The sequence below is a fragment of the Patescibacteria group bacterium genome (genome assembly GCA_023473585.1).
Lineage (GTDB): Bacteria > Patescibacteriota > Microgenomatia > JAMCYU01 > JAMCYU01 > JAMCYU01.
Window position 1 is genome coordinate 31,447 of sequence record JAMCYU010000004.1, and the last position, 16,151, is coordinate 47,597.

The 16,151-nt window shown below is 42.5% G+C and carries 16 protein-coding genes; all 16 read left to right on the forward strand.

The window, feature by feature from the left end:
* Positions 1–14: 14 nt before the first annotated feature.
* From M1575_01160 to atpC, 16 genes are read left to right on the forward strand one after another with little or no spacing between them, the layout of a single operon-like run.
* Positions 15–911, forward strand: a complete 897-nt coding sequence (locus M1575_01160) for a M48 family metalloprotease (GenBank protein ID MCL5095326.1) — start codon at positions 15–17, stop codon at positions 909–911.
* 16 nt (positions 912–927) lie between these two features.
* A complete protein-coding gene (locus M1575_01165) occupies positions 928–2,226 on the forward strand; it encodes a Mur ligase family protein (GenBank protein ID MCL5095327.1) in 1,299 nt (432 codons plus the stop codon).
* Positions 2,223–3,023 carry a hypothetical protein gene (locus M1575_01170; protein MCL5095328.1) on the forward strand — a complete coding sequence of 267 codons (801 nt, stop codon included), beginning with the start codon at positions 2,223–2,225 and terminating at the stop codon, positions 3,021–3,023. The genes M1575_01165 and M1575_01170 overlap by 4 nt, the downstream gene beginning before the upstream one ends.
* Complete coding sequence (gene gatC, locus M1575_01175) at positions 3,016–3,309, forward strand: Asp-tRNA(Asn)/Glu-tRNA(Gln) amidotransferase subunit GatC (GenBank protein MCL5095329.1); 294 nt, start codon at positions 3,016–3,018, stop codon at positions 3,307–3,309. The genes M1575_01170 and gatC overlap by 8 nt, the downstream gene beginning before the upstream one ends.
* Positions 3,310–4,743: an Asp-tRNA(Asn)/Glu-tRNA(Gln) amidotransferase subunit GatA gene (gene gatA / locus M1575_01180; GenBank protein ID MCL5095330.1), complete on the forward strand. Its 1,434-nt coding sequence runs from the start codon at positions 3,310–3,312 to the stop codon at positions 4,741–4,743.
* 29 nt (positions 4,744–4,772) lie between these two features.
* Entirely contained in the window at positions 4,773–6,122 is a 1,350-nt protein-coding gene (gene gatB / locus M1575_01185; GenBank protein ID MCL5095331.1) for an Asp-tRNA(Asn)/Glu-tRNA(Gln) amidotransferase subunit GatB, read from the forward strand.
* Positions 6,119–6,805: a GGDEF domain-containing protein gene (locus M1575_01190; GenBank protein MCL5095332.1), complete on the forward strand. Its 687-nt coding sequence runs from the start codon at positions 6,119–6,121 to the stop codon at positions 6,803–6,805. Before gatB ends, M1575_01190 begins: the two co-directional genes overlap by 4 nt.
* A 4-nt stretch (positions 6,806–6,809) precedes the next feature.
* A complete protein-coding gene (locus M1575_01195) occupies positions 6,810–10,034 on the forward strand; it encodes a DNA polymerase III subunit alpha (protein ID MCL5095333.1) in 3,225 nt (1,074 codons plus the stop codon).
* A 55-nt stretch (positions 10,035–10,089) separates the two neighbouring features.
* Positions 10,090–10,824 carry a F0F1 ATP synthase subunit A gene (atpB, locus tag M1575_01200; GenBank protein ID MCL5095334.1) on the forward strand — a complete coding sequence of 245 codons (735 nt, stop codon included), beginning with the start codon at positions 10,090–10,092 and terminating at the stop codon, positions 10,822–10,824.
* A 19-nt stretch (positions 10,825–10,843) separates the two neighbouring features.
* Positions 10,844–11,062 carry an ATP synthase F0 subunit C gene (atpE, locus tag M1575_01205; GenBank protein MCL5095335.1) on the forward strand — a complete coding sequence of 73 codons (219 nt, stop codon included), beginning with the start codon at positions 10,844–10,846 and terminating at the stop codon, positions 11,060–11,062.
* A gap of 22 nt (positions 11,063–11,084) precedes the next feature.
* Positions 11,085–11,564: a F0F1 ATP synthase subunit B gene (gene atpF / locus M1575_01210; GenBank protein ID MCL5095336.1), complete on the forward strand. Its 480-nt coding sequence runs from the start codon at positions 11,085–11,087 to the stop codon at positions 11,562–11,564.
* The gene (atpH, locus tag M1575_01215) at positions 11,561–11,887 is read left to right on the forward strand and encodes an ATP synthase F1 subunit delta (GenBank protein MCL5095337.1); all 327 of its coding nucleotides are present in this window, start codon (positions 11,561–11,563) and stop codon (positions 11,885–11,887) included. Before atpF ends, atpH begins: the two co-directional genes overlap by 4 nt.
* Positions 11,888–11,896: 9 nt before the next feature.
* Complete coding sequence (gene atpA, locus M1575_01220) at positions 11,897–13,405, forward strand: F0F1 ATP synthase subunit alpha (GenBank protein MCL5095338.1); 1,509 nt, start codon at positions 11,897–11,899, stop codon at positions 13,403–13,405.
* A complete protein-coding gene (atpG, locus tag M1575_01225; protein ID MCL5095339.1) occupies positions 13,406–14,263 on the forward strand; it encodes an ATP synthase F1 subunit gamma in 858 nt (285 codons plus the stop codon).
* Positions 14,263–15,636, forward strand: a complete 1,374-nt coding sequence (gene atpD / locus M1575_01230; protein ID MCL5095340.1) for a F0F1 ATP synthase subunit beta — start codon at positions 14,263–14,265, stop codon at positions 15,634–15,636. The genes atpG and atpD overlap by 1 nt, the downstream gene beginning before the upstream one ends.
* On the forward strand, positions 15,633–16,055 hold the full coding sequence (atpC, locus tag M1575_01235) for an ATP synthase F1 subunit epsilon (GenBank protein MCL5095341.1): 423 nt from the start codon (positions 15,633–15,635) through the stop codon (positions 16,053–16,055). The genes atpD and atpC overlap by 4 nt, the downstream gene beginning before the upstream one ends.
* Positions 16,056–16,151: the final 96 nt, after the last annotated feature.

Genomic DNA, 16,151 nt, shown 5'->3' on the forward strand with positions numbered 1-16,151 from the left:
TCCGCTTAAAAAGTATGTCAATTTATTCACAGATTGACTCTAACCGACGTCGAACTTATTTAGTGATGGTCTTTTTTATCGCCTTTATAACCCTGACGGCTTATATTTTCGGTCGGGCCTCGGGTTATGGTTTGTCTTACGCCGGAATAGCTTTAATCATTTCCGGTTTTGTTTCCTTTGGGAGTTACTATTGGTCGGACAAGCTCATTCTTCTTATGTCCCAAGCAAGAGAAATTAACGAAAAAGACAATCCTCTCCTTTTTCGGACTGTCGAAAATCTTTGTCTTGGCGCCGGTTTACCAAGGCCAAAGATTTATACAATTGACGATTCGGCTCCCAACGCTTTTGCGACCGGTCGCGATCCTCAACATGCCGTTATCTGTGTAACCTCCGGACTTCTAGGCAAACTGGAAAAAATAGAATTGGAGGGTGTTATCGCTCATGAATTATCACATGTTAAAAATTACGATACGCGGCTCATGGGCATTGTGGCGATTTTGGTAGGCATGGTGGCTTTTTTAGCCGATTGGTTTATGCGTTCGCTTTGGTGGGGTGACCGGAGTGATCGTGAAGAAAAAGGAAGTGTGCAAGGCCTTTTCCTCATCTTGGGGATTGTTTTTGCCGTTCTTTCGCCAATTATTGCCACTTTAATCCAGTTAGCGATCTCCCGCCGGCGGGAATATTTGGCTGACGCCTCAGGCGCGCTTTTAACTCGTTATCCGGACGGGCTCGCCCGGGCTTTGGAAAAAATTGCCCGCGACAAAGAGGTCCTTGAAGCGGCGACCAATGCGACCGCCCATTTATATATTGTTAATCCGTTTAAGGATAAAAGTTTTTCGGCTTGGTTTTCGGGGCTTTTTGATACTCATCCTCCTTTGGCGGAAAGAATCAGACTTTTGCGCGCCATGTAAATTGGCCATTTTAAAAATGAAAAGACTCCTTGCGATTTGGTTAGGGAAAATCATTAACTTTATAAGTTCCATGGGTAAGTTTGGCGCCGGTTCGACGTGGCCGGGGCATGTTTCTTTAAAAATTAATCCCCAAATAATCTCCCAGCTGACTTCACAATTGAAAAAAGGGACAATCCTGATTGCCGGGACAAACGGCAAAACGACGACGGTTAAATTAATCTACCAAATCCTTAAAGAGGAAAATCCCGACATTATTATTAATGACAGCGGGGCGAATCTTCTCAATGGCTTTGCCTCAACTCTGATCAACAAAAGCGACTGGTTGGGAAAGATTAAGGCGTCATGGGCCGTTTTTGAAACCGACGAGGCGACATTACCTTTGGCTCTTGCGGAGACAGAGCCCAAAATTGTCATCATTCTTAATTTATTTAGAGACCAATTGGATCGTTACGGAGAAATTGATTTGATCGCCGAAAAGTGGCAACAGGCGCTCAAAAAACTAAGCCTAGAGACAACGGTTATTTTAAACGCCGATGATCCCCATGTTGCCTTTTTAGGAAAAGGCCTTCGCAGTCGCGTTTTCTATTTTGGTCTCAACGATAAAAATCTTTTTTTGGCGAAAATGGAGCATGCCGTTGACACCGTTTATTGTCCTTCGTGTAATGCCAAACTCGATTTCGAGGGCGTCTTTTTTTCTCATTTGGGATTTTGGTCTTGTCCCGGTTGTCGGTTTAGCCGTCCCACGCCAAATCTTTTTGTCTGGGATTATCCTTTGCCCGGGACTTATAACCGATATAATACCTTAGCCGCTGTTTTAGCGGCTAAAATTCTTGGGGTGGAAGATCAAAAAATTAATTTGAGTTTGCAAAAATTTAAACCCGCCTTCGGCCGTCAGGAGAAAATCAATTTGAACGGCAAAAATGTCCAAATCCTTTTAAGTAAGAATCCGGCCGGTTTTAACGAATGCCTAAGAACCTTAAAAGATTTTCCCGGTCAAAAAAAGACCGTTTTATTGGTTCTTAATGACCGCATCCCCGACGGCCGGGACATTTCCTGGATTTGGGACGTTGACTTTGAGATCATTAAAGAAAACGTTAGTTCTTTGCTTGTAAGCGGTGATAGAGCTTTTGAATTGGCTTTAAGATTAAAGTATGCGGATTTTCCTTTGGAAAAAACCGAAGTCAAGACCGATCTAAAAGAAGCGCTTCAAAAGGGATTAGCGGAAATCCCCAAAAAAGAAACTTTTTATATCCTGCCTACTTATTCGGCCATGCTTGAAGTGAGAAAAATCTTGGGAGGCAGAAAGATTTTATGAAACTTGTTATCGGTTGGCTTTATCCGGATTTAATGTCAACTTATGGCGATCGGGGCAATATTATAAGTCTTCAAAAAAGATGTCAGTGGCGTGACATTGAAGTTGAAATAAAATCAATTACTTTGGAAAGTAAGGGAGAAGAACTTTTAGATTGTGACTTTCTTTTTATGGGCGGAGCTCAAGACCGCCAGCAAAAAATCGTGAGTGAGGATTTAAGAACAAATAAGGGGCCTATTATTAAGCACCTGATTGAAGGGAATCTTCCCGGTCTTTTTGTTTGCGCCGCTTATCAATTTTTCGGACGATATTATCGGTCGGCAGAAGGCGAGGAAATCCCGGGCCTGGGAATTTTTGATTTAGAAACGGTTCACCCCGGAAAAACAAAAACAAGATGCATTGGCAATATTGTTGTTCGAATAACCAATAACTCCGCCAAAGGCGGATCCGCCTCTGGAGGACAATTACCAATAACTAATTACCTGGTGGGGTTTGAGAATCATGGGGGAAGGACTTATTTAGGGAGAAATTTGAAACCGTTAGGGGAGGTGGTAGTGGGATACGGCAATAACGGGGAAGACAGAAAAGAGGGCTGCGTTTATAAAAATGCCATTGGAACCTATCTCCACGGGCCAGTTTTGCCGAAAAATCCTCATTTGGCCGATTTCTTAATCAAACTCGCTCTTTCCAAAAAAGCCGGTGGTGAGGTAGAATTGAAAAAGCTTGAAGATAGTGTAGAATGGAAAGCCCACGAGAGTCTTTTGGCAAAACTAAGTTTAAAAGGAAATAAAAATGAATAAGCAAAAAATAACGACAGCTGAGATTGAACATATTGCCGCCCTGGCTCAACTTAAATTGACCCGCCCCGAGATTGAAAAATTTCAAAAACAACTTTCCCAAGTTTTGGCTTATGTTAGTCAATTGGCTAAGGTTAAAACTCAAAACGTTGAACCGACAAGTCAGGTTACCGGTTTGGAAAATAGCTTTCGCGAAGACGAAATTAAAGATTCTTTAACCCAAAAAGAGGCCTTATCCTTTGCCGGAGAGGTTAAAGACAATCTTTTTAAAGTTAAGGCCATTTTTTAAATGAATTTAAATGATTTAACCGTTCAGGAAGCAATTTTCGGTTTAACCTCTAAAAAGTTTTCCGCCAGAGAGGTTACCTCGGCGTGTCTGGAACAGATTAAAAAATTAAACAAAGAAATCAAGGCCTATCTTACCATTAGTGAAAAAGAGGCTTTAGAAGCGGCGGAAAAAAGCGATCAGGAACGAAGGGAAAACCCTCTTTTAGCTCAAGAAAAGCCCCTTTTAGGGATTCCGGTTGCCCTTAAAGACCTTTTTTGCACTAAGAACATGAAAACAACGGCGGCATCCAGGCTTTTGAAAGATTATTTTCCCCAATATGACGCGACCGTCGTTTCGAAACTGAAAAAAGCCGGAGCCGTCATTTTAGGGAAAACCAATTGTGACGCCTGGGCTCACGGTGCCAGCGGCGAAAATTCCGATTTTGGTCCGACAAAAAATCCCTGGAACAAACAACTCGTGCCGGGCGGGTCTTCTTCCGGTTCGGCCGCGGCCTTGATTAGTTCTCAGTGTCTGGCAGCCACCGGAACCGATACCGGCGGTTCGGTACGACTTCCGGCCGCTTTTTGCGGCGTGGTGGGTTTAAAACCGACTTACGGCCGAGTTTCCCGTTACGGGATTATCGCTATGGCTTCATCCATGGACGCGATCGGTCATTTTACCAGAACGGTTTATGACTCGGCTCTTCTTTTAAAAGTCACGGCCGGCAAGGATAATTTTGACGCGACGACACCAAACGTCGCCACGGAAAATTTTACCGCTTCTCTTGATCGGGGAATTAAGAACCTAAAGATTGGTATTCCCAAAGAATATTTTGGCAAAGGAATTGACCGAAGAATTGAAGAAACAATTAAAAAGGCCGTGAAAAAACTGGAGGCCTTGGGAGCCAAAATTATTGAGGTGTCTTTACCTCACACCGAATATGCCCTGGCCGTTTATTATATCATTCAACCGTCAGAGGTCTCCTCGAATTTAGCCCGTTACGACGGGATTAGATTCGGACTAACGAGAGACGAATTCGGCGACGAAGCGAAAAGAAGAATCATGTTGGGAACATACACGCTTTCGGCCGGTTATTATGATGCCTATTATTTAAAAGCGATGAAAGTCCGAACGCTAATTAAAAAAGATTTTGCCGAGGCTTTCAACAAAGTTGATGTTCTGATTGCGCCGACTTCACCAAATCTTCCCTGGAAACTAGGTGAAAAAGTCGCCGATCCTTTAAAAATGTATCTGGCCGACATCTTAACGGTAACGGCTAATTTAGCCGGTATTCCGGGGTTGTCTTTGCCTTGCGGCTTTGTGGAAGAAAAGGGTTGTCAGTTGCCGGTGGGAATGCAGATTTTAGGTCCCCATTGGTCGGAAAAATTATTGTTTCAGGTCGGACATGCTTATGAACGAGAAACAAACTTTTTTAAAATCAAACCCAAATTATAATTATCGGTTTGATACTATGATTTAAATCAATGAATCAAACAAAGCTAAAAGTAAACAAAAAAACAAAATATCTGCCGATTATAGGTTTGGAGATTCATGTGGAGTTGAAAACCAAGTCCAAGATGTTTTGTGGCTGTTCGGCCGATTATTTTGGTCATGAACCCAACAGCCAGTGTTGTCCGATTTGTTTGGGTTTGCCGGGAGCCTTACCTTTTCCTAACAAAAAAGCGATTAGAGACTGTTTAGTAATCGGCCTGGCCTTAGATTGTCAGGTTGTCGAGACTTCGCAATTTGACCGGAAAAACTATTTTTATCCGGATTTAGCCAAGGGTTTTCAGATTTCCCAATACGCAAACCCCTTTTGTCTTAACGGAAAATTGGGAGAAATTCGGATTCGTCGGGTCCACATGGAAGAAGACACCGGCAAGCTTTTACACGCCCAAGAAGGGACACTGATTGATTTTAATAGAAGCGGCGTGCCTTTGGTGGAGATTGTGACCGAGCCCGATCTTCATACCGCTTCGGAGGCTAAAATTTTCCTGCAAAAACTTCAGCAAATCATCCGTTACTTAGGCGTTTCTGATGCGGATATGGAAAAGGGGAGTATGCGTTTGGAACCGAATATTTCCTTAATAAAGACCAATACTACCAATAAATACCAATTACCAAGTTATAAAGTCGAGGTTAAAAATATCAATTCTTTTAAGTTTGTCGAAAAGGCCATTAATTTTGAAATTGAAAGACAACAGGCATTATTGGAAAAAGGCGAGGTTATTCATCAGGAAACCAGAAGATTTGACGCCGATAAAGGTTTAACGCTCCCCCAGCGGAGTAAAGAGGAGGCTAAAGATTATCGCTATTTTCCGGAACCGGATATTCCGCCCATCAAATGGACAAAAGAAGAAATTAACAATCTTAAAAATAAAATCCCGGAATTACCGGAAACCAAACTTAAGCGCTTTATAAAAGAGTACGGGCTTTCGGAGTATGACGCCACGATTTTGACGGTTTCCCTAGCGGTTGCCGATTATTTTGAAGAAAGTATTAAGTATTTAGTATCAAGTATTGAGTCTAAAGAGATAACGCCAAAAATCATTGCCAATTGGCTTATTAATAAAAAAGTTGATATTGATAAAAACTCACCAGAAGATTTAGTAGAAATGATTGCTCAAAAAAGTCAACAAGCAACAATTTCTGACGAAGAACTGGAAAAAGCGACGCTAAAAGTTTTGCTTGACAATCCAAAGGCGGTCAGCGATTATAAAGCGGGTAAAGAGCAGGCCTTAATGTTTTTGGTCGGTCAGGTTTTAAAAATGGTTAAAGGTCAGGCCAGCGGGGAAGAGATTAAAACATTAATAAAAGAGGAGCTTATAAAATGACGGAACAAAACGCTGAAATTTCTCATGGAAAAAGTATCCCAGAAAGACAAAAACATATTAAAGATCGAATCGATCAAACTAAAAAGTGGCTTGTTGGTTTAAGACAACAAACTCAAGAAGGTCAATTATCTTGGGAGCAATACGATCATTTAATCGCTAGGGCGATGGTTGCCAGGGAAAGATACGCTGACCTTTCAAGGAGACATTCCCTTATAGACAGACTAACGCAAATTCCTAATCGAAGATGGTTAGACTTGGAAATCCAAAGAGAGACGGAAGAAGCCAAGCGTTCCGGACAACCCCTAGGCCTTTTAATTATAGACATTGATCATTTTAAAAGGATAAACGACCTTCATGGTCACCCTAAAGGTGACCAAGTTTTGCAAGAAACTGCGCGAACTTTACAACAATATTCTCGGGCTGAAGATTTTTTAGCCAGATACGGCGGCGAAGAATTTGCCGTTTTAGTTATTAATTCTCAACCGGAAAAACTTTCGGAGATTGCCGAACGGTTGCGTTTGCAAATAGAAAGATTACAAATAGAAGGTATCTCGCCGCTAACCATCAGCCTGGGTGGCACGTCATTTAAAAAAGGAGAACAAATTAAAGATTTTTTTGCGAGAGCCGACAATGCCTTATATCAGTCAAAAGAACGCGGAAGAAATAAAGTAACAATTTCTTAAATTTATGGCTGATTTTGTTCATCTTCATGTTCACACGGAATATTCTCTCCTTGACGGGTTAGCGAAAATTCCCGAGCTCTTAGCCCGGGCTAAAGAACTGGGAATGACTGCTTTGGCCATTACCGATCACGGAACGATGTACGGGGCTTTTAAGTTTTATCTAGCCGCCCGTGATTTAGGCGTTAAGCCGATTATCGGCATGGAAGCTTACGTTGCTTCCCACTCGCGTTTTGATAAGCAACCCGGTTTGGATAAAGATCAATTTCACTTAACCCTTTTAGCCAAAAATGAGCAAGGGTATAAAAATTTAATGAAATTAACGACCATCGCTCATTTGGAAGGGTTTTACTACAAACCCCGAATTGATCTGGAGGTTTTAAAGACCTACTCGGAGGGTTTAATTGCCCTTTCCGGTTGTCTGGAAGGAGAAATTCCTCATCTTTTACGGATCGGGCAGGACAACAAAGCCGAAGAAAAAGCCAGACAATTTACGGAAATTTTTCCAGAGGATCATTTTTATTTAGAAATTCAGGCTCATCCGAAAATTGAAGATCAGAGAAAAGTTAACGAGAAAATTATCGCTCTTTCCCAAAAAATCGGCTTACCGCTGGTGGCGACGAATGACAGTCATTATGTCAATCCCGAGGACGCCGAAGCTCAGGAAATTTTGCTTTGTGTTCAAACCCAACACACGCTTTTGGAAAAAGACCGACCCTTGTCCATGATTAGTTCGCCTGATTTTTATTTACGCTCACCCGAAGAAATGAGCGGCCTATTCATCCGTAATCCGGAGGCCATCGCCAATACCGTAAAAATTGCCCAGATGTGCGATGTGGAAATTGACATGGGTAAATGGATTTTGCCGCATTTTTCCGTTCCCGACCAAAGCTCCGCAGGCGACTACATGAAAAAACTCTGTGAGGAAAGACTTCTGGAAAGATTTGCCAAGGTTACGCCGGAAATACGGCAACGTTTGGATTACGAACTTTCGGTCATTTCCCAAAAGGGCTATTCGACTTATTTTTTAATTGTCCAGGACTTTGTCAATTGGGCCAAAAAACAAGAGATTGCCGTGGGTCCCGGTCGGGGATCCGTGGCGGGTTCCTTGGTTTCTTATATTTTAAAAATTACCGAGCTTGATCCCCTTTTCCATAATCTTCCTTTTGAAAGATTTTTGAATCCGGACAGGCCTTCACCGCCAGACATTGATTTGGATTTTGCTGATGATCGGCGAGACGAAGTCATTGCCTACGTAACGCAAAAATACGGTAAGGACAAAGTGGCGCAAATCATTACCTTTGGGACCATGGAGGCCAGACAAGCCGTCAGAGACACGGGTCGAGCTTTGGGGATGCCTTACTCTCAACCGGATCGCATTGCCAAGCTTATTCCGCCGGGAGTCCAGGGTTTTCCCATGACGATTTCTCGGGCGATTGAGATTACGCCCGAACTGGCCGCGGCTTATCAAAGCGAGCCGGAAACTCACAAACTTTTGGATTTATCCCGTAAGCTTGAAGGCGTTTCACGCCACGCTTCGACGCACGCCGCCGGCGTGGTGATTGCCGATAAACCACTGGTTGAATATACGCCGCTTCAGAAAGAGGTCAAGGGCGAAAAAATTATCACGCAATATGACATGTATTGTCTTGACTTAAATGCGGCCGCCGAGGGCCGGGCTGTCGGTCTTTTGAAAATGGATTTTTTGGGACTGCGAAACCTAACCATTCTGCAAAATACGATTAAATTTATTAAAGTAACCCGACAGGAAGAAATTAAACTTGATAAAATTCCCCTTGACGACCCGGCGGTTTTTAAAATTATCGCTAGCGGCGACACAACCGGCATTTTTCAAATGGAATCTTCGGGGATGAGAAGACTGGCCAGGGATTTAAAGCCGACAAAATTTTCCGATCTTTCCGCGATGGTCGCTCTTTATCGGCCCGGGCCGATGGAGTGGATCAACGATTTTATTGCCGCCAAAAAAGACCCCAGCAGTATTAAATATCCCCATCCTGATCTTAAGTCCATCTTGGCCGAAACATACGGGATTGCCGTTTATCAGGAACAATGCATGCAAATTGCCAACAAAATGGCCGGTTACAGTTTGGCCGAAGCGGATCGTTTTCGTTTGGCCATCGGCAAGAAAAAACGGGGTTTAATGGAAAAAGAAAAAGAAAAGTTTTTGGCAGGTTGTAAAAAACAAGGATATACGGAAAAAGTGACTGAAAAGATTTTCTCCTTAATTGAAAAATTTGTCGGGTACGGTTTTAATAAGGCCCACAGCGCTTCTTATGCCATGATTGCTTACCAAACGGCCTACATGAAAGTCCATTACCAGGTGGAATTTATGACGGCCGTTTTGACCGCCGAAAGCCGGGGGAGTTCGGGACCGGCCAAAGACGAAAAATTGGCTTTGGCGGTTGAGGAATGTCGCAAAATGAAGATTAATCTTTTACCTCCCGATATTAACACTTCCAATATCGAGTTTACCATTGAAGGAAAACAAATCCTTTTTGGTCTTTCCGCCATTAAAAACGTGGGCGAAGCGGCGATCGAAACTATTTTGTCGGCCAGAGAAAAAGATGGTCGTTTTATCTCTTTGGCTAATTTTTGCCAACGGGTTGATCTTCAGAAAGTGAACCGTAAAACCCTGGAAAGTTTAATCAGGGCGGGAGCCATGGATGCTTTTGGAAAAAGAGCTTCGATGCTGGCCTCACTTTCGAAAATTATGGACGACAGTCATAAGGAACAAAAACGGCAAACCTCTGGTCAAACAAGCCTGTTTGACGGTTCATCTGACCGAGAGGTTGAGGATTGTCTGGTTGATATGGAAGAATTGTCAAAGGCGGAGCTTCTGTCTTTTGAGCGGGAATTATTGGGATTTTATTTAACCGAACATCCCTTACGTCCCGTTCTGGCTTCATTAGCTAATCGCATTAGCCATCAGATCAGCGAATTAGACGAAGCTGCTTCCGGTTCAAAAGTCTTAATAAGCGGCGTTGTCAGCCAAATTAAAAAAATTTTAACAAGACAAAGTAATGCCGAAATGGCTTTTATGAAAATAGAAGACCTAACCGGTTCCATTGAAATCGTGATTTTTCCGAAAATCTATGCGCAAACAAAAGACGATCTTGTTAAAGATCAGGTTGTTTTAGTCATCGGCCGGTTGGATTTTAAAGACGAAAAACCTGTGGTTTTGGCCGAAAAAATTGAAAATATCAGTGCTTGACTTATCTTCGCTAAATAGATAAAATTTAACTGAAAAATAATTAAGAAAAAGAAAAATGAACATTTCCTTGGCCGCTGAGCCAGTCTTTTATTTTTTGGGATTAAAAATCACCAATTCTTTACTTGCCACCTGGATGGTGATGGGGCTCTTGATCGGCCTGGCTTATTTCTTGGGTAAAAAAATTAAAACCATCCCCAAAGGCTTTCAAAATTTATTTGAAATGATTTTTGAAGCCTTTTTAGGCTTAACCGAATCGGTGGCGGGAAACAAATCGAGACTTTTTTTCCCATTAACTTTTACTCTTTTTCTCTTTATTCTTATCTCCAATTGGTTTGGTTTATTACCGTTTGTCGGCTCTTTGGGATTCCACGAAGAAATTCATGGGAAGGAAATTTTTGTGCCCCTTTTGCGCGCGGCGACTTCAGATCTAAACACAACGTTAGCTTTGGCTTTAATTTCTTTAACGGCCATCCAATATTATGGTGTTAAGCATCTTCATTTGTCTTATTTTAAAAAATTCTTTGATTTAGGCAGTCCGATTAAATTTTTCCTCAGTCTTTTAGAGTTGATTTCCGAGTTTTCGAAAATTCTTTCGTTCTCTTTCCGACTTTTCGGCAATATTTTTGCCGGGGAAGTTTTACTGATGGTTATTGCCTTTTTATTACCCTTTATTGGACCCTTGCCGTTTTTCGGTTTAGAATTATTTGTCGGTTTTGTTCAGGCTCTTGTTTTCGGGATGCTAACTTTGGTATTCTTAAACGTGGCAACCATAGGTCACGAAGAACATTAATGAAAAAAAGGAGGTGAATATGGATCTGAAAGTTTTAGCCGCCGCTTTAGCGATTGGTTTGGGAGCGATTGGTCCTGGTATCGGTATCGGTATTTTGGCCGGTAAGGCCATGGAGGCGATCGGCCGCAATCCGGAAGCCACACCCAAGATTCAGGCAAACATGATCTTAGGTATTGCTTTTGCCGAGGCCATTGCTATTTACGCTTTGGTTATCGCTTTAATTATAAAATTTGTCTAAAAGAAGGAGAAAAGGAAAGAGCATGGAAAGCTTAGGTCTTGATATTAAATTACTTTTAGCTCAAGTCGTCAATTTCTTAGTTCTTTTGTTTGTTCTCAAGAAATTTCTTTACCGGCCGATCTTGAAGGTTTTGGACGAACGGAAGAAAAAAATTGAAGACAGTTTAGCTAATGCCGAGAAGATCAACAAAGAATTAGTCAAACTTGAAGAGGAAAAGGCAAAAATTCTTAAAGCCGCCCAAACCGAGGCGGTTAAACTTATCGCTGAAGAAAAGAAATTCGCCGAAGAACAAAAAGAAAAAATCATTGAAGAGGCAAAGATGAAGGCCGTTGAAGAAGTTGCCAAGGGAAGTGTTTTAGCCAAACAAGAACTTGAGAAGGCCAAAAAAGAACTTCGGGAAGAAGTTTTGAGACTGACCGAAGTTATGACCAGAAAAGTTTTATCTCGGGGACTTTCCGATCAGGAAAAGCACGAATTAATTAAAAAGGCGATTGAGGAATGAAAAAAGCCGAAGATATCGTTGAGGGTTTTTTGCACTTTTTATCTTCAAGTCGGAATCTTGATCTTCTCCCTCAGATAATTTCGCTTTTAAGCCAAGAACAGGAAGGAAAAAAAGACGAAGCCAAGATCATTTCGGCCGTCGTTTTAAACCCCGAAGAAGAGGAAAGAATAAAGCAATATTTAAAAAGAAAATTCGGCAAAAATTTTGTTCTTAAAATCGAAATCAACGAAGAAATCATGGGAGGATTAATTATTAAAGTCGAAGACAAAGTTATTGACTTAAGCCTTGACGGCAAACTGAAATCTTTAAAAGAACAATTGTAATGTAAAACCATGGATATTAAGATTAAAGACATTTCTACTCAAATTGCCCAGGAAATTGACAGGGTTAAACAAGAAACCCAGTTTGTTTCCACGGGAAAAATTTTAAAATTAAGCGACGGCGTGGCTTTTATTTCCGGCCTTTCGGATGTAGCCTCAAGCGAGCTTTTATCATTTCCGGGAAAAATTTTAGGCGTCGCTTTAAATCTTGAAGAGGATAAGGTCGGAGCGATTATTTTAGGGGATTATTTATCTTTAAAAGAAGGGGACGAGGTCCAAGCTACCGGACGGCTTCTTTCCATTCCGGTAAGTAAAGAGATTATCGGGCGTGTCGTCAACCCCCTGGGCATGGTTTTGGACGGGAAACCGGAAATAAAGAAAGACAAATACTACCCGATTGAAAAAATTGCTCCCGGAGTAACCTTACGGCAGCCGGTGGATACACCGGTCCAGACAGGAATTAAAGCGATTGACAGCATGATTCCCATTGGTCGAGGACAACGGGAATTGATTATCGGCGACCGGGGGACGGGAAAAACGGCGATTGCCCTGGATACGATTATTAACCAAAAGGATAAAGATCTTATTTGTATTTACGTGGCCATTGGTCAAAAGGCTTCAAAAGTTGCTCAGGTTATTGATCTTTTGGAAAGATATGGCGCTATGTCGCACACGATTATTGTTTCCGCCAGTGCTTCGGATCCGGTTTCCTTACAATATCTGGCGCCCTACGCCGGCTGTGCTATCGGTGAATTCTTCATGGATCAAGGAAAGGATGCCATTGTTTTTTTTGATGACCTTTCCAAACACGCTTGGGCCTATCGGCAGATTTCTTTGGTTCTAAGGCGGCCGTCAGGTCGTGAAGCCTACCCGGGTGATATTTTTTATGTCCACTCCCGCTTATTGGAGCGGGCCTGTCGTTTATCAGAAGAAGAAGGCGGCGGGAGTTTAACCGCTCTGCCGATTATTGAAACCCAGGCCGGCGATATTTCCGCTTATATTCCGACGAACGTCATTTCGATTACCGACGGGCAAATTTACCTGGAGCCTGATTTGTTTTACGCCGGGGTCAGACCGGCCGTCAATATCGGCCTATCAGTTTCGCGTGTCGGTGGGGCCGCTCAAGTTAAGGCGATGAAACAGGTTGCCGGCAAACTAAGAATGGATCTGGCTCAATATAGAGATTTGGCGACTTTTGCTCAGTTTGCCACTGATCTTGACGCGGCAACCAGATCGCAGCTTGATCGGGGAATAAGGATGACTGAAGTTTTGAAGCAGCCGCAGTTTTTACCGGTCAAACTCTCCGACCAGGTCCTCATTATTTGGGCCGGAACAAACGGCTTTCTTGATGATCTGCCGGTTGAAAAAATTAAGGAATTTGAAGAAAAATATCTTGACTACATGAAAAAACATCACGCAAAAATTATTGAAGAAATAGACAAAGAGAAACAACTAAGCAATGAGTCCGTAGAAAAAATGAAAAAGATTATTGAGGAGTTTAAAACTAAATTTTTTAAATAAATGGCTAACATCAGATTAATCAAAAGAAGAATAAGAAGCGCCCGCAATATTTCCCAGATTACCAGGGCCATGGAAATGGTGGCTGCCTCCCGGATGAAAAAAGCCCAGGAAAAAGCGGTCAGCGGCAAGCCTTACGCCCAAAAAATTTATGAGATAACGGGTAAATTGGCCAAAAGGATAAAGGCCGATAAAGAGATTTCTCCTTTATTAAAACAAGAAGGGAAAGAGCAAAAAAATCTAGTGATTCTTATTTCCACCAATAAGGGTTTATGCGGCGGTTTAAACACCAATCTTTTTAGGTCAATAAGGAATTGGTTTCCCAAAGAGGTGGCTACCGACTATATAACTTTAGGTAAAAAAGGTGAGGTTTTTATTGTTCGTTCGGGAAGAAATCTCGTGGCTGATTTTTCCGAAACCTCCTTTTTGGAAAATATTGGCGCGGTTACCAATTTGGCTGTCGCCGGTTTTGTTCAGAACAAATACAATCAGGTGTATCTGGTTTTTAATAATTTTTTCTCGATTTTAAAACAAATTCCGACCAAACAAGTTATTTTACCTATCGATTCCCTGGAGACGGAAGAATTAAAAACGACCGATGGTTCCGACTTAATGATTGAACCGGATGCTAACTCATTTTTTAATTCTCTCTTGCCTTATTATCTTGAGGTCCAGGTGAGAGCCGCTATTTTGGAAGCCGAAGCTTCGGAATATTCAGCCAGGATGATGGCGATGAAGGCGGCCACAGATAACGCTAAGGAGCTCATGTCTCTTTTAAGTCTTGAGTATAACAAGATAAGACAGCAACTTATCACTTACGAAATTGCGGATATCGTGACCGCGCGGGAGGCAATGCAATGATGAAATTTGGCAAAATTACCCAGATTATCGGAGCGGTCGTGGACGTTAAGTTTCCTGATAGTTTACCGAAAATTTATCATGCCCTTGAAGTCAAAAGTGAAAATTTACCCGGCGGCAAATTAATTTTAGAAGTCGCCGCTCATTTAGGCAACCAAAAAGTCAGAACCGTGGCCATGGGTTCAACTGATGGTTTGAAAAGAGGCATGGAAGTTATTGATACCGGGGCGCCGATTTCGGTTCCGGTCGGTAAAGAAACATTGGGAAGGATGTTTAACGTTATCGGTTTGCCGATTGATCACGGGAAGAGTTTAGGTCTTACCAAGACTTATCCCATTCACCGGCCGGCGCCAAAATTAATTGATCAGGAAGTCAAAAGGGAAGTTTTAGAAACCGGCCTTAAAGTTATTGACTTAATTGCGCCTTTTGTTAAGGGAGGCAAAGTTGCCATTTTCGGCGGGGCCGGCGTTGGTAAAACGATTATTATTCAGGAACTGATTAGAAACATCGCGACCGTTCACGGCGGTTATTCGGTTTTTGCCGGCGTGGGCGAACGTTCCCGCGAAGGTAATGATTTGTGGTTGGAAATGAAAAATTCCGGGGTTATTGACAAAACCGCTTTGGTTTTCGGCCAGATGAACGAACCGCCGGGAGCCAGATTAAGGATTGGTTTGACCGGACTGACGATGGCGGAATATTTCCGTGACGAAGAAGGCAAAGACGTTTTGCTGTTTATCGATAATATTTTCCGTTTTGCTCAGGCCGGATCAGAAGTTTCAGCGCTTTTAGGGAGAATTCCTTCGGCCGTCGGTTACCAACCGACCCTGGCTTCAGAAATGGGCGCTTTGCAGGAGCGGATTACCTCCACGAAAAAGGGTTCGATTACCTCTGTTCAGGCGGTTTATGTACCGGCGGATGATTATACCGATCCGGCGCCGGTCGCGACTTTTGCTCATCTTGATTCAACGATCGCTTTGGAGCGGTCAATTGCCGAACAGGCGATTTATCCGGCGGTTGATCCTCTTTCCTCCAATTCGCGCATTTTAGCGCCGGAGGTGGTCGGCGAAGAACACTATGAGGTCGCGCGGCGGGTCCAAAAAGTCTTACAGCGCTACAAGGATCTTCAGGATATTATTGCCATTTTAGGCATGGAAGAATTATCGGACGAAGATAAACTGACTGTTTCCCGGGCCAGAAAAATTCAGAAATTTTTATCTCAACCCATGTTTGTCGGGGAAATTTTTACGGGCAGGCCGGGGAAATACGTCCCCCTTTCAGAAACCGTCCGCGGTTTTAAGGAAATTCTGGAAGGAAAACACGACGATAAACCCGAACAAGCCTTTTATATGGTTGGAACAATTGACGAGGTCAAATGAACGCCACTTTCTTTTTAGAAATCATTACTCCTGACAAGATTGTTTTCCAAGACGAAGTCGAAATGGTTTCCGTACCGTCAGTGACGGGAACATTGGGCATTTTACCTCATCATGTGCCGTTATTTACAAAATTAGAAGAGGGAGAGTTAAAAATTCTTAAAGGCAATCAGGAATTTTATTTAAGCTTAGGCGGCGGCTTTATGGAAATTCAAAAAGAGAAAGTTACCATTTTGGTCACGAAAGCCGTGCACGCGGATGAAATTGACGAAGAAAAAGTTTTAAAAGCCAAAAAAGAGGCCGAAGAGGCCTTGGCGAAAAAACCCAAAGGCGAAGAATTAATCGCCACCCAGGTCATGCTGCGTCAATCTTTATTTGATCTTAAAGTTTTGAAACGGGTGAAACGACACCCTATTACCTAAATACTTTCATTAACCGCCCCCACCAAATCTTCCCCTTGACAAGGGTTGGAATAATCTCCTATACTTAAATCCCAGAGCCACCGCTCTGGTTTTTTT

Excerpts from the sequence above, each read along its gene's own strand:
- atpG (MCL5095339.1), top strand. The coding sequence starts at position 13,406 with ATGGCTAACATCAGATTAATCAAAAGAAGAATAAGAAGCGCCCGCAAT.
- M1575_01195 (MCL5095333.1), top strand. The coding sequence starts at position 6,810 with ATGGCTGATTTTGTTCATCTTCATGTTCACACGGAATATTCTCTCCTT.
- gatA (MCL5095330.1), top strand. The coding sequence starts at position 3,310 with ATGAATTTAAATGATTTAACCGTTCAGGAAGCAATTTTCGGTTTAACC.
- atpD (MCL5095340.1), top strand. The coding sequence starts at position 14,263 with ATGAAATTTGGCAAAATTACCCAGATTATCGGAGCGGTCGTGGACGTT.
- atpB (MCL5095334.1), top strand. The coding sequence starts at position 10,090 with ATGAACATTTCCTTGGCCGCTGAGCCAGTCTTTTATTTTTTGGGATTA.
- M1575_01190 (MCL5095332.1), top strand. The coding sequence starts at position 6,119 with ATGACGGAACAAAACGCTGAAATTTCTCATGGAAAAAGTATCCCAGAA.
- atpC (MCL5095341.1), top strand. The coding sequence starts at position 15,633 with ATGAACGCCACTTTCTTTTTAGAAATCATTACTCCTGACAAGATTGTT.
- atpE (MCL5095335.1), top strand. The coding sequence starts at position 10,844 with ATGGATCTGAAAGTTTTAGCCGCCGCTTTAGCGATTGGTTTGGGAGCG.
- M1575_01160 (MCL5095326.1), top strand. The coding sequence starts at position 15 with ATGTCAATTTATTCACAGATTGACTCTAACCGACGTCGAACTTATTTA.
- gatC (MCL5095329.1), top strand. The coding sequence starts at position 3,016 with ATGAATAAGCAAAAAATAACGACAGCTGAGATTGAACATATTGCCGCC.
- gatB (MCL5095331.1), top strand. The coding sequence starts at position 4,773 with ATGAATCAAACAAAGCTAAAAGTAAACAAAAAAACAAAATATCTGCCG.
- atpA (MCL5095338.1), top strand. The coding sequence starts at position 11,897 with ATGGATATTAAGATTAAAGACATTTCTACTCAAATTGCCCAGGAAATT.
- M1575_01170 (MCL5095328.1), top strand. The coding sequence starts at position 2,223 with ATGAAACTTGTTATCGGTTGGCTTTATCCGGATTTAATGTCAACTTAT.
- atpF (MCL5095336.1), top strand. The coding sequence starts at position 11,085 with ATGGAAAGCTTAGGTCTTGATATTAAATTACTTTTAGCTCAAGTCGTC.
- M1575_01165 (MCL5095327.1), top strand. The coding sequence starts at position 928 with ATGAAAAGACTCCTTGCGATTTGGTTAGGGAAAATCATTAACTTTATA.
- atpH (MCL5095337.1), top strand. The coding sequence starts at position 11,561 with ATGAAAAAAGCCGAAGATATCGTTGAGGGTTTTTTGCACTTTTTATCT.